At 56.1% G+C, this 12,135-nt stretch carries 10 protein-coding genes and 1 pseudogene; 6 read left to right on the top strand and 5 right to left on the bottom strand.

Going from position 1 to position 12,135, the window contains the following annotated elements:
* Window positions 1-56 precede the first annotated feature (56 nt).
* Window positions 57-1,178 (bottom strand): MFS transporter, encoded by a 1,122-nt coding sequence (locus LMG28727_RS03610; protein WP_328810108.1) that lies wholly within the window; start codon window positions 1,176-1,178, stop codon window positions 57-59.
* Window positions 1,179-1,983: 805 nt separating this feature from the next.
* On the opposite strand from LMG28727_RS03610, the gene LMG28727_RS03615 reads away from it, so the two are divergent.
* A complete protein-coding gene (locus LMG28727_RS03615; protein WP_236591584.1) occupies window positions 1,984-2,343 on the top strand; it encodes a cyclophilin-like fold protein in 360 nt (119 codons plus the stop codon).
* A gap of 56 nt (window positions 2,344-2,399) precedes the next feature.
* Here LMG28727_RS03615 and LMG28727_RS03620 read toward each other — a convergent pair whose 3' ends face one another.
* The gene (locus LMG28727_RS03620) at window positions 2,400-3,293 is read right to left on the bottom strand and encodes a LysR family transcriptional regulator (RefSeq protein WP_201640950.1); all 894 of its coding nucleotides are present in this window, start codon (window positions 3,291-3,293) and stop codon (window positions 2,400-2,402) included.
* Window positions 3,294-3,584: 291 nt separating this feature from the next.
* Between LMG28727_RS03620 and LMG28727_RS03625 the strand changes: the two genes are divergently transcribed.
* From LMG28727_RS03625 to tnpC, 3 genes and pseudogenes are all read left to right on the top strand, one after another.
* Window positions 3,585-3,863, top strand: coding sequence for a DUF4148 domain-containing protein (locus LMG28727_RS03625; protein WP_201640951.1), 279 nt, complete (start codon window positions 3,585-3,587; stop codon window positions 3,861-3,863).
* A 214-nt stretch (window positions 3,864-4,077) separates the two neighbouring features.
* Window positions 4,078-4,260, top strand: a pseudogene (locus tag LMG28727_RS03630) (transposase); the annotation flags it as partial.
* A gap of 153 nt (window positions 4,261-4,413) precedes the next feature.
* Window positions 4,414-5,991 (top strand): IS66 family transposase, encoded by a 1,578-nt coding sequence (gene tnpC / locus LMG28727_RS03635; RefSeq protein ID WP_201640953.1) that lies wholly within the window; start codon window positions 4,414-4,416, stop codon window positions 5,989-5,991.
* A 575-nt stretch (window positions 5,992-6,566) separates the two neighbouring features.
* On the opposite strand, the gene LMG28727_RS03640 is transcribed toward tnpC, so the two are convergent.
* The 3 genes from LMG28727_RS03640 to LMG28727_RS03650 all read right to left on the bottom strand — a co-directional run bounded on the left by LMG28727_RS03640 (window position 6,567) and on the right by LMG28727_RS03650 (window position 8,858).
* Window positions 6,567-7,340, bottom strand: coding sequence for an SDR family oxidoreductase (locus tag LMG28727_RS03640; protein WP_201640954.1), 774 nt, complete (start codon window positions 7,338-7,340; stop codon window positions 6,567-6,569).
* A 144-nt stretch (window positions 7,341-7,484) separates the two neighbouring features.
* Window positions 7,485-8,315 (bottom strand): SMP-30/gluconolactonase/LRE family protein, encoded by an 831-nt coding sequence (locus LMG28727_RS03645; RefSeq protein WP_201640955.1) that lies wholly within the window; start codon window positions 8,313-8,315, stop codon window positions 7,485-7,487.
* Window positions 8,316-8,567: 252 nt separating this feature from the next.
* Window positions 8,568-8,858 carry a putative quinol monooxygenase gene (locus LMG28727_RS03650; protein ID WP_201640956.1) on the bottom strand — a complete coding sequence of 97 codons (291 nt, stop codon included), beginning with the start codon at window positions 8,856-8,858 and terminating at the stop codon, window positions 8,568-8,570.
* 626 nt (window positions 8,859-9,484) lie between these two features.
* On the opposite strand from LMG28727_RS03650, the gene LMG28727_RS03660 reads away from it, so the two are divergent.
* Window positions 9,485-10,963: an NAD-dependent succinate-semialdehyde dehydrogenase gene (locus LMG28727_RS03660; protein WP_201640957.1), complete on the top strand. Its 1,479-nt coding sequence runs from the start codon at window positions 9,485-9,487 to the stop codon at window positions 10,961-10,963.
* Between the two features lie 81 nt (window positions 10,964-11,044).
* Entirely contained in the window at window positions 11,045-12,013 is a 969-nt protein-coding gene (locus LMG28727_RS03665) for a sugar ABC transporter substrate-binding protein (protein WP_201640958.1), read from the top strand.
* Window positions 12,014-12,135: the final 122 nt, after the last annotated feature.

Below are 12,135 nucleotides of genomic sequence, written 5' to 3' on the forward strand. Positions count from 1 at the left end.
AATGGGAGTTCGCTGCGTCGACGATCTTGACGCTTGTGCCAACGATCTTGCCGTGCTCATGCGCGCGGTTCAAGACGGCGCCCGGTGCCGACCACGACTGCGGAGAGGACCAACAGGACTGAACCGCCGATGAATGCCGCCGCGATCGAGTAATGGTCGAGGAGTGTGCCACCTAGCTCAGCACCTACCATGATCGAAAGCTGGATGGAGGCCACCATCAAGCCGCCACCGCTCTCGGGCTTATCCTTGACGCCCTTCGCCAGCCACGTCGACCATGCCACTGGTATTGCAGCGTTCACCGCTCCCCATGCAACCACTAGCGCTGATACCGCCCAGAAGCTGTGTCCCACCGAAAGAATGGACAAGGTCAAGGCGGCCAGCGCGGCTGGCAAGGCCATCAAAAGTTGATAGAGACGCTTGTTCATGATTGCGCTTGCGCCGTAGGTACCGCCGAAACCGGCCAAGCCCATGCACAACAGCAGTATTGATAGCTCAGAGACGTTGGCTCGAGTGTACATCTCGAAGAACGGGCGATAGTAGGTGAAGACGGCGAAAGCGCCGCCGAACGTAAGCATCACAGCGAGCATCGCGAACGCTATGTGGGGGCGCCGGAGCAGTAAGAGCACGTTACCGTTTCGTCGGGATCCGTCGCTCTTCATTGGGGGCAGGGTAATAAAGAGCAGAATTAGATTTGCTGCGACGATTGGTACCAAGGCCAAAAAAACGCCTCTCCATCCGACGATGCTGCCTAAATAGCTGCCGATTGGAGCAGCAAAGGACGTGGCGACAGCGTTGCCTGTGTACAAGACACCCAAAGCCTTCGGCAACGATTCCTCCGGAACCAACCGCATGATCGTCGCTGTGGCGAGCGACCAGAAGCCACCCACTGCGATTCCCAGCAGCGCACGGGCAGCCATCAATGTTTCGAAGTTGCCTGCTTCTGCGATGAGGATCAGTGACATCAACATCAGTCCCGCGAGGCCTGACAAAACGTAGCGTCTGTCGAGACGACTCGTGGCTGCAGGAACGATGAGGCTCGTCACTACCGCGAACAGCCCGGAGATGGAGATGGCCTGGCCCGCCATACCCACGGTCGCGCGGAGGTCCGATGCGATAGGCGTTAGAAGGCTGACAGGCATGAACTCGGACGCGATCAGCATCGCCGCGCACATTGCCATGGATCCAACCGCGCTCCATACCTGCCGTCTTGAAACGGTTGATTGGTCTATTAAAGTGGACATCAAATTTCCTCTTTCAACATGCGCGCGCGCCCCCACTCCAGGCTGTCGAAACACGCCGGAAAAGAATTGGAAAACCCAGCACGGATTACGGTCGAGCTTGCCCCGTGGGGGCTGGCACTTGCGCAGCCTGCGTTTAATGCAAGGCACGTATTGTGGAAAAAGCACGTTGTGCGTGCTCCCAAGCGGGTGACGAGGCACATGTCTGCTTACTACGCCCCGCCAGCTAGATGCTTGACTGATTGACAGTAGTTTAGCTACGCGTGAATTTGGGATAAACCCGCCCCAAGTGATTGGACTTATGAGCCGTTCTTATCAATTGGGGCAAATCCTTGTCACGGCGGCAGTCCGGGGGCGCTGCAGGAGCTTCCGAATGTGTTTTCAAACGCGTACAAGCGGCGTCGAGGCCCGGAAGACAATGTTTGGGGACATCCAACGGCAGCAAATCGCCGATGCCGTTTTCCGATCATTTATGAGTGAACCTAATAGACTCAATGAGTTTTCGACGCCTAGTAGCCAGGGACAGACGTGGTTAGATTACCTCATGAGCGTTTGAAGTCTTGCCATATGGACGCTGTCGTTACCAGAGGACACAATGCTAGCGCAAAGAATCTCCAAGCAGGTTTCGCTTATTTTTATGTCATTCTTAATTCTCGCGCAAGTGAGTGCGGCAGCGGATGCTGCAGACAGCCGATCGAGTTCGTCATCTCCCCGTAGCACAATCAATCGCGACCAAGCCGTCGGCATGACAAAAGTCATCATAAAGGTTGCAGGCAAGGAACTGCCAGGAACGCTTGCCGATAATCCGACGGCACGTGAATTCGCGTCTCTTCTTCCCCTCCACATTGTGATGGATGACCTTTTCGGTCGAGAGAAGACCGGGCCACTGCCACGTGTAATCTCAACGAGAGGGCCAAGCAGCGACGTCTACAACGTCGGAGAAATCGGATATTGGTCTCCGAGCCACGATGTTGCGATCTATTATCACCACGACGGGGACAGAATTCCCTCCCCAGGCGTTATCAATATCGGCCGTGTCGACTCAGGAATCGAGACTTTCAACGTACCCGGCTCGCTTGATGTCATCGTTGAGCGGGCGCCTTAGCGGCGCGATGCGACGTGCAGCCGCTAGCCGGTAATTGGCCACGGGCTGAAGCAGGCCTACATGCGATGCTTCAATGCGTCTATCACGAGAGAAAAGGCGCGGGAAGTCTGACGGCGGCTCGGATAGTAGGCATGGTAGCCGGGCCAGGTTGGACACCAATCCTTCATGACGCTTTGAAGTTCCCCGTTTTGGATATGTCGAATCACTGAGTCCTCGGGGACGAACGCTAGGCCGAAGCCGTCCAAGGCTGCTCGGATCATCTGCGGTTGAGTGTTGAATGTAAGTTGGCCTCCGACCCGCGCCTGCATTGCTCTTTTTCCCTTTGCGAGCTCCCAGGCGTAGAGAGCCTTCGTGGTCGTCATTCGCAATGTGATGCATTCCTGGTTGAGAAGATCCTCGGGCGTCTTTGGAACGCTTCTGTTTGAGAAGTATGACGGGGATCCAACAATCGACATCGGAATATCAGGGCTTATACGGACTGCAATCATATCCTTCGCCACTTGATCTCCAAATCGCACACCTATGTCGTATCGCTCTTCGACAATATTGGAAAGACCATAGTCGACGGTAACTTCCACCTTGATGTCAGGGTAGGATGGCAGCACCTTTCGTAGCTTTGGCCAAATGACGGTTTCTATGGGATGGTCAGTTGCAGTGATGCGGATTGCGCCTGCCGGCTTGTCTCTAAAGTCGGACAGGGCAGCCACGCTGGCATCAATTTCCTCGATACGCGGAGCGACTGCCTGAAACAGCTCCTCGCCCGCTTCAGTTGTCGAGACGCTCCGAGTAGTTCGGGTTAGAAGACGAAGGCCCAATCGTGCCTCTAGGTCTCGAATGCTATGACTCAGAGCAGATTGAGACACGCCAAGCCTTGCGGCTGCACGTGTGAAGCTTTTCTCGCGTGCAACGGCGAGAAATACAAGGATGTCATTCAGGTTTTCTCGAGGCATCTCGCGTGTGTTCCTATGCCGAAGAATCGCGGGCTTGGGAGCCGCCGACGGTGAGATTCATGAACAATTCTAATAAGAGCAAGTGGTCGATCCCACTTAATCGAATAGGTATAAACCCTTAAAGTATCACTTGGAAGGGGTTGCCGACAAGTCCGTGCACGGTACCTCCAAGTAAAAAAATGCGCGGCCAGGAGGAATTTGCATCGTGTGCGAGACGCGCGATCTTGATGTCCATCTCTCTTTCGAAAGCCTCAAGGCGCGTCGTTTAATTATCTTTCTGGAGCTATTAACATGAATCGCAAACTTCAAATGCTTGCTATCGCCCTAGGTCTTTCGGCGCCGCTGCTTGCAACAGCGCAATCGTCCTCAACGCAAGGCCTGACGCGTGAGCAGGTACGTCAGGAGATGGTCGAGTATAAGGCGGCAGGATTCAATCCTGCGCGTATGAATCCGCGCACCTGGGTGGATGATGCGCAGTCAGCTTTGACGAAGGTAACGACTGCGAGAACGGCGCAAACGTCCAATCAATTTGCGGTTAATAAATCGGAGGACGCGAGTCAATGCAACTGATTGGGGCGTCCGAAGCGTGATGCACGCAGCCTCTCGGCGCATCTCCTTTTGTCCCGCGAGCTATGGGGCGGAAATCCCATAGCTTTGGCATGCGACTTGTGTAGGTCAACCGGCATGCCTGCGTTAGACAGTAAGCGCTAAAACGAGCACACCTTTCTTCGAGGGGCGTTAAGAGCGACGATTGCGTCCGCAACCCACATTGCGGACGCAGACCATGAGCGACGATGAGTTTGACTTTCTGCCACTCCGAGTCATCCGAGAATGCTCCAACGGCAAACGAAGGTACGACCCTGAAGGCAAGCGCCGACTGATTCAGGCGTGCTTGCGACCGGGGGCGTCAATTGCCGGACTCGCACTCAGGGCACAGGTAAACGCAAACCAGCTTCACAAGTGGATAGACGGCATCGACATCGACGCTGTACGACGTCATCCGGCCCGGCAGTACCATCATACGAGCTGATGCGGCGCGCCTCGTCCAAGCGACGGTCCCAATAGCTGTTACAAATTTCCGTAAACCCATCGAGCGTTGCCTTTCGCTACCGTGGGTACCATGGATGAACGCGAATTCTCCCAATTGCCTCCTGCCGCGCAGGCTTACATTCGCGAGCTCGAGGCCAGCAACCGCCAGTTGGGCGAACGCGTTCGCCATCTCGAGGAACAATTCCGGCTCGCGCAACACAAGCGCTTCGCGCCAAGCAGCGAGAAGCTCCAAGATCGGGTGTTCGACGAGGCCGAGCAGATCGCAATTGAGGACCTTGATGAGGACGTAGACGAACTCGACTTACCAGACACAGGTCTGCCGGAGGCGGCCGAGCCTGCTCGCCGCAAACGAGGACGCAAGCCTCTGCCTGCAGATCTTCCGCGTCAGCGAATCGAGTACGACTTGCCCGAGGAGCAGAAGATCTGCCCCTGCTGCAGCAACGCAATGCATCGTATGGGCGAAGAAATCAGCGAACAACTGCATATCGAAGTGAAGGCTTCAGTCCTGCAGCATGTTCGTTTCAAATATGCGTGCCGTCATTGCGAGCGTGTCGCTGAACGTACGCCGATTCTTACCGCGCCGATGCCGGCCCAACCATTGCCAGGCAGTCGGGCGAGCGCGGCCATGATCGCCACGGTGATGACGAGTAAATACGTCGACGGCACGCCGCTATATCGGATGGAAGAGGCGCTCGGGCGTGCGAACATTCCGGTGGGCCGAGGCACGCTGGGGCACTGGGTCATCAAGCCAACGCAATTGCATCTCGACCGCCTGTACCGGGAGTTACGCAAGACGTTGCTGTCGCAGCCGCTGATTCATGGCGACGAGACGACCGTTCAGGTGCTGAAGGAACCGGGTAAGGCCGCACAAAGCCAGTCTTACATGTGGCTGTACCGCAGCGGGCAGGATAGCGAAGAGCCTGTTGTGTTGTTCGACTATCAACCTGGACGCGGCAAGCAATACCCTCAGGCGTTTCTTGCGGACTACAAAGGCGCGGTGATGTCCGACGGTTATAGCGCCTGGCGAACAGTCAAAGGTGTGACCCACTTCGGCTGCCTTGCTCATGCGCGACGCGGATTCGTAGATGCTCTGAAGACGCAGAAGAAATTAGGCAAACGCGCGCAGCAAGCACTCGAATTCTTCCAGCGACTTTACCGCGTCGAAGCACTCGCGCGAGAGAAACCTCCGAGCGGGGAAACGCGTGCTAGCTATACCTTACGACTGCGACAGCAGCACAGCGTTGCGCTGCTTGAGGCATTCAAAGCTTGGCTGGATGAGCAAGCACCTCAAGTGCCACCCGAAAGCGCGCTGGGCGATGCGATCAACTACACGCTTAACCAATGGGAGTATCTCAGCCGTTACGTCGGCGACGGGCAAGCCCCAGTGGACAACAACATCGCGGAACGGGACATTCGCCCGTTTGCCACCAGCAGAAAGGTTTGGCTCTTCAGCGACACGGTCGCCGGAGCAAAAGCCAGCGCCGTCATCTACAGTCTCGTGCTTACATGCCGCGCGTGCAACGTCGAGCCATACGCGTACCTGCTTCACGTACTGACCCAACTGCCTCAACGAGCACAAGACGCCGACATAAGCGACCTACTGCCATTTCGGTTCATGCAGTCTCAGGTTCCGATCGACGCCGGCTGAGCAAAGAAAAAAATCACACGCAAACGTCACGCTTCCACGCCAACAGATTTGCGGCGCTCGGCGAAATTCATGCGCGCGCCGGTGCGCTCAAATTAGCGCTTACGTTAGACAGATGCGGGAAAAGAACGTTGGTCGCGGGTTAATGGAGACTCAAACCCCTACGCGGTCTTACCTTCACGGGCGACAGCGCCTTGTGGGTGAGGCAGAACTCGTGGGGGATCAAAACAGACGCTTTGTAACGTCCGGCGGATCCTCGGGCTAGCGCTGCAGTCTTGCTGGGACCGGTGACTTAACCAGACACCGCCGCCGTGGAATAAAGCGTGGTCGAGGTGCGGCGACTTGCGATTATCGGTCTTAGATCGAAACGGGGAGCTTACGGCCGGGCATGGCCGGTCGCATGCGACTGAGACGAGTCTGATAGCAAGGTCCAACGCTGGACACTATGGGACGCGCGATACGATCTTGAGAGGCCGCACCGACGCTGGGAGGCAAAATTAGTTTCGTACCGCGGAAAAGTCCTGCATCCGCGAACGTCCTGATTCGCTCCATCGCGCCGATGAGTGGCCCGCATTCGATTACAGCCCGGCTGTCTGCCCACCGTCAACGACGACAGCGTGGCCGATGGCAAAGCCCGAAGCATCGGAGCAGAGCCAAAGAACCGTGTTGGCAATCTCCTCTGGCCGACCCAGGCGACCAATCGGCTCTTGCGCAATCATCCGTTTTCGATTTTCTTCGGTACCTTGCGTGAATCGACCGATCATCGGGGTGTCGATGATGCCCGGACACACTGCGTTGATGCGTACTCCGTCCTTCCCGTACTCGAGCGCTGCTGACTTCGTTAAGCCGATAACGCCGTGCTTGGCGGCACAGTAAGCGGCCTGACCACGAATTCCGACGATACCCGCGCCTGATGACGTGTTTACAATCGAGCCGCCGCTCTTGAGCATGATGGGAATCTGATACTTCATGCAGTAAAAAACGCCGCCGAGGTTGACGCGGAGATTACGCTCGAACACCTCGTCGCTGATGTCGGCAGTGTATGCGAGCGGTTGTTCAATGCCTGCATTGTTGAATGCAAAATCCAGGCGACCCAATTTATCGATGGTCACCGCAAGGGCCGCCTGGACGTCTTCAGGCTTCGATACGTCGCACCTGACAGGCACCGCGCGTACGCCCTGTGCCTCGATCATCTGCGCCGTTGCTTTTGCGCCCTCTTCTGAGAGGTCTACGACGACGACGTCCGCACCCTCCTGCGCAAAGGCTAATGCTGTTGCTTGCCCGATACCATTCGCCGCACCGGTAACGAAAGCCACTTTCCCTTCAAAGTTCCACCTACGATGAATCGTCATTGATTCTGTCTCCATTAGGTTACTAGCTAAAACCTCACGATCCTTTCAGGAAGTGCGCGCTCTTACGGGCGCCATTACATCGGATTGCCAATCCACAACGGAGTGGTGCCGACGCTCTTCCTGGGCTCGTCTCACCCGGCCGGATCAAGCGCGTAGTTCGACTTTGTAGATAGCACTGCGCGGCTGGCGCTCTCTCAGCTGCTCATCCGTTCCGAGATAAACGCAGCAATACAGTGTGTTTCCATTGCTGCCGCCCAAGGCGCATGAAACTGCATTTCCATAGAATTTGACACGATCCGTGATTTCGCCACCCTCGAGCACGCGGACGAATTCACCGGTGTTATAGCAACCAGCCCAGATGGCCCCATGCTTGTCCACGCAAATCCCATCGGGTTGTCTGCCGTTCAGATCAGCGAACAGGCGCCTATTGGACAGTTCGCCGTCTTCTGACCGGTCATAAGCGGTCAGATTTCCACGCCAAGTCTCGGCTACAACCAATGTGCGTCCATCGTCCTTGATGACCGCTCCGTTTGGAAATTCGAGCCCGGCAGCCGCTACACGAACGGAGCCGTCCGGTTCGACCGCATGCATGTCAGTTAGTTGTATCGGCGCACCGCCGAACAGGTCGTATCCGAAATTGCCTACGTAAATCCGGCCTGCGTCATCTATGACGAGATCATTGAGATCGCCAGTTGCGACGTCAGTCAAATCGGCATAAACCGAGATGGCGTTCTCAGATACCTTCATCAGCTTCTTCTCAGCGCAGGACACCACGATAGGCGTATTGTCCGGCAGAAACCCGATCCCAGCCGGACGCCCCGGCACGTTACAAACCAGCTTACGAATGCCGTCTTCGGTAACGGTATAAAGCTTAAGGTCGAAGACGTCTGATACCCAGAGGCGATTGTCGTGCCAGCGCGGCGCTTCCAGGAACACGAACCCGTCAGCCACGAGCGCCGCCTGATGCTCTTTCATGAATATTCTCTTCTGTTGAAAATGACGCGGTGAAGTGTCTCCTTCCAAGCTAGGTTATTGCCTTGCAGGCAGTTAGGTCTAGTTCGTTTTTATTGCCTCAAGGTAAGCTTGGCTGACAAACGCCGGTAGGAGCCGGCGATCGACGAGTCGTCGGTCCAAGGTCGTCGTGTAAGCGCGCGCTTACTTCGAACGACTGGAGCTCACCGTCTGTTGAGGCCGGGCGGACGTTCTGGATTGGTACGTCAGCGTTTGCTACTTTCCCTTCCGCAGAACGTGAATCTTGTTGCTCTCTACCCAGCCGTCCGTTTTCTGAAGATAAGCGATGACATGTGGCGAGTTGCAATGCGCGTCGAAGGTCTCCTCATCCTCCCACCGCTCGATAAATACGAAGCATCGAGGCTCTTTCATATCTCGATACATCTCATACTGTAGAACCCCTCGCTCCTTGTGGGTGGGCGCAAGCAGACCTTCAAGCGCCTCGGCCAATATCTCCTCGAACCCTGGGTTCGCAACAGAGATGGCAATTGCGGATACCTCGGACATGCTGTTCTCCTAATGAGTGAAAAGGAAACGCGAGAATAACCGCGGGTATCTGATAAGGGAAGCGCATGCGGGTCTGCCCCAAGCCGGATCGCGTCGGTCGGAGTAAGGCGGAGCAGCGCGCGCACTAGGTCTTTCCCTTAAGCGCAGAAATCCTCGCCATGGCGCCGATCCGCTAGTGGTGGGCAAAAGGCGCTGGAACGGGCGTCTGAAGGGAGCCCAGCCAAGGCTTGGGAGCCGGTTTAGCAATACTTACCCTCAACGCCAGAAAAACCAACTAGACCTAACCATGGGACCGGAAATAACCTTCAAACAACGGGGACACCCTTCTGAGCAAGTTACTCATCGGCATGCAAACCTACCATTACATAATTATCGGAGCCGGATCTGCGGGCTGCGCCCTCGCTCGAGATCTCAGCGACAGTCCCAACAACAAGGCGCTACTGCTTGAAGCGGGGCCGCCTGCCGACAAATCTGGGTGAACACCAGTTGCGCGTGTTCAATGAGCCGCGGACAGAAGCGTCTGTCCTGTCGATTAAGTGAGGATTGACGAACGGCATCTCGGCATCCAAATCGCGTGCACTAGCACAGCCCACTGTACAGATTTAACTGAATTGAGGATCACAACGATGTCTACTACAACTCTCCCAGCCGATGTAAGCACGACGCAGGCGCAATATCCTCGCGTTGGACTCTATATTGACGGTGAGTGGATCTACAACCGTGAGGTGGCGGTTGAAGTAAGAAACCCAGCGACCGAAGAAGTGTTGGGCAAGGTGCCGAAGGCAACCAGTGACGACCTCGCGCGCGCCTTGGATGCTGCGGCGCGTGGTTTTTTAGTTTGGCGAGATACGCCGCCCCAGCAGCGCGTGAAGGTCATCCAAAGAGCAACGGCGCTCATGCGCGAGCGACTTGATCTCATTGCTACAACGATCACGTTAGAGAACGGGAAGCTGTATTCCAATTCGTACGCGGAAGCCGACCGCTCGCTGAATTTCTTCGAATGGAACGCGGCGCAGTCATTGCGGGACTACGGCTTGATTATTCCTGGCGAAGCGCAGATGCAAAAATTCATTCTGCGACAGCCCATCGGCCCCGTGGCGGCCTTTACTCCTTGGAATGTGCCTATTAGCTCCGCGGCCCGCAAAGTGAGCGCGGCGCTTTCGGCAGGCTGTTCGGTCATTCTCAAACCGGCGGAGGAAACACCAGCTACCGCGTGCCTGTTGGTCAAGGCCTTCGAAGATGCGGGCCTACCGCCTGGAGTGTTGAATCTCGTCTTTGGCAATCCCTCAGAGATCTCATCGACGTTGATTGCTTCTCCCATTATTCGGCTGGTGACGTTCACTGGTTCGGTAGGGGTCGGAAAGCATTTGACTCAACTGGCCGCAGCCGCCATGAAGCCGGTTCTCATGGAGTTGGGTGGTCATGCGCCGGTACTCGTCTGCGAGGGCGTCGATGGCGCCGCGGTGGGTCGACTCGCAGCCATCGGAAAGACGAATGCGAGTGGGCAAATCTGCGCGTCGCCGTCTCGTTTCATCGTTCATCGAACAGTGTACGACGATTTTGTTGCGGCTTTCTCTGGCGCAGTCAAAGAGGTGAGAGTCGGCGACGGTTTCAGTAAAACCGCACAAATGGGCCCCGTTGCCAGTGCCCGCCGGCTTTCCGCCATGCAGTCGTTCGTGGAAGACGCAAAGCAACGCGGCGCGCGCATCGCTGCGGGAGGCAACCGCATTGGTGATCGCGGTTATTTCTTTGAACCCACCGTTTTGGCTGACGTGCCGATAGATGCCGACGCAATGACGATCGAGCCGTTTGGCCCCCTCGCTGCTTGCGTTCGCGTTGACGATCTGGGCGAGGCAATTGCACTTGCGAACAGTCTTTCGGTCGGCTTGGCAGCATACGCGTTTACCAATTCCTTGCAAGACTCGGAGCGTGTTAGCCGCGAACTTGAGTGTGGGATCTTATCCATCAATCATTTTGGTACGCCGGATGCGGATACGCCCTTTGGCGGAGTCAAGGACAGTGGCATCGGAAGGGAGGGAGGGCCGTCGACACTGGACGCATACATGATCACGAAGACGGTGTTGCAGAAGACCGTCCGCATCTGACAAAAGCATTGCAAATCAGACTCGTCTTGAACCGAGCAAAAACAGTGTTGAATCTATTAAAAAACATATTGGAGACAAACGATGAGCGCTCTTCAGAGAGGTCTTTTCGGCATAGGAGTAGCAGGTCTTTTTTTGGCGGTAGCCGGCGCATCAGAAGCAAAGGAGATCACGGTCGGCTACGTCGCCGCAGGGTTGCAGTACCCGTTTAATGTCGCGGTAGCGAAGGGTTTCGAGGATGCCGCTAAGGCGGCAGGAGCCAAGGCGATTATCCTGGACCCAAAAACCAGCGTCGAAAAGCAGGGCAACGCTATCGATGACCTCATCTCGCAAAAGGTGGATGGCATCGCGTTTCTCCCCCTCGACGGCGTCGTCGCTCAAAGCTGGGCGGACCGGGTAGCCTCGCACAATATTCCTCTGGTGTCGGTTGCGACCGAATTAGGTGACCCGCAGAAGCGTTCGATCCACGACGTCTATCCGAAATTGGCCGCGCTTGTGGCAAGCGACGAGGTACATACCGGCTATAACGCGGGAGTGATCGCTGCAAAGCTGCTTCCGAAGGATCGGATCTCCAACATCGCAATCGTCGAAGGGGCACCTGGCTACCCACAGGTGTGGCAGCGCACAAAGGGTTTCAAGGATGCCTTGGACAAGGCAGGGACAAAGTATCGCATCGTGGCGTCCCAGCCCACCGACTGGACAGCAGAAAAGGGTGAAGCTGTCTGTCAGAACATACTAACTGCACATCCCGACGTCGATCTCTTCTACAACCAAGCTGATGACATGGTCATCGGTTGCGCGCGCGCTGTTCACGCAGCTGGCTCGAAGGCCAAACTCGTGGGCTGGGGCGGTTCTCGCCTTGGTATCAATGCAATCAAGGCGGGAGATGTCGATGGCACGGTCTGCGTCGAGCCAGAAATGATGGGGCAGCAGGCATTTAAGGCGCTTTACGCCGCTGTGACAAATCCCCAGACGCCGAAGGGAAAGTTCATCGAAATTGATACACCTGCGGTTACAAAAGAGAATGTATCCAGTTGCGTCCCCCAGTGGTGACAGCGGCATACGCATTCCATAAATCAGCGCTGCGCCTCGGTTGGTTGAATTGGAGAACCAGCAAAGAGAGTGTCGTATGGTTCGTCCGTAATCTGACGGCTCTGCGATCGACATAAAACTTG

The organism is Paraburkholderia metrosideri (assembly GCF_904848625.1).
Classification (GTDB): domain Bacteria; phylum Pseudomonadota; class Gammaproteobacteria; order Burkholderiales; family Burkholderiaceae; genus Paraburkholderia; species Paraburkholderia metrosideri.

Excerpts from the sequence above, each read along its gene's own strand:
- LMG28727_RS03625 (WP_201640951.1), top strand. The coding sequence starts at position 3,585 with ATGAATCGCAAACTTCAAATGCTTGCTATCGCCCTAGGTCTTTCGGCG.
- LMG28727_RS03650 (WP_201640956.1), bottom strand. The coding sequence starts at position 8,858 with ATGTCCGAGGTATCCGCAATTGCCATCTCTGTTGCGAACCCAGGGTTC.
- LMG28727_RS03640 (WP_201640954.1), bottom strand. The coding sequence starts at position 7,340 with ATGACGATTCATCGTAGGTGGAACTTTGAAGGGAAAGTGGCTTTCGTT.
- LMG28727_RS03615 (WP_236591584.1), top strand. The coding sequence starts at position 1,984 with ATGACAAAAGTCATCATAAAGGTTGCAGGCAAGGAACTGCCAGGAACG.
- LMG28727_RS03660 (WP_201640957.1), top strand. The coding sequence starts at position 9,485 with ATGTCTACTACAACTCTCCCAGCCGATGTAAGCACGACGCAGGCGCAA.
- tnpC (WP_201640953.1), top strand. The coding sequence starts at position 4,414 with ATGGATGAACGCGAATTCTCCCAATTGCCTCCTGCCGCGCAGGCTTAC.
- LMG28727_RS03645 (WP_201640955.1), bottom strand. The coding sequence starts at position 8,315 with ATGAAAGAGCATCAGGCGGCGCTCGTGGCTGACGGGTTCGTGTTCCTG.
- LMG28727_RS03665 (WP_201640958.1), top strand. The coding sequence starts at position 11,045 with ATGAGCGCTCTTCAGAGAGGTCTTTTCGGCATAGGAGTAGCAGGTCTT.
- LMG28727_RS03620 (WP_201640950.1), bottom strand. The coding sequence starts at position 3,293 with ATGCCTCGAGAAAACCTGAATGACATCCTTGTATTTCTCGCCGTTGCA.
- LMG28727_RS03610 (WP_328810108.1), bottom strand. The coding sequence starts at position 1,178 with ATGGCAATGTGCGCGGCGATGCTGATCGCGTCCGAGTTCATGCCTGTC.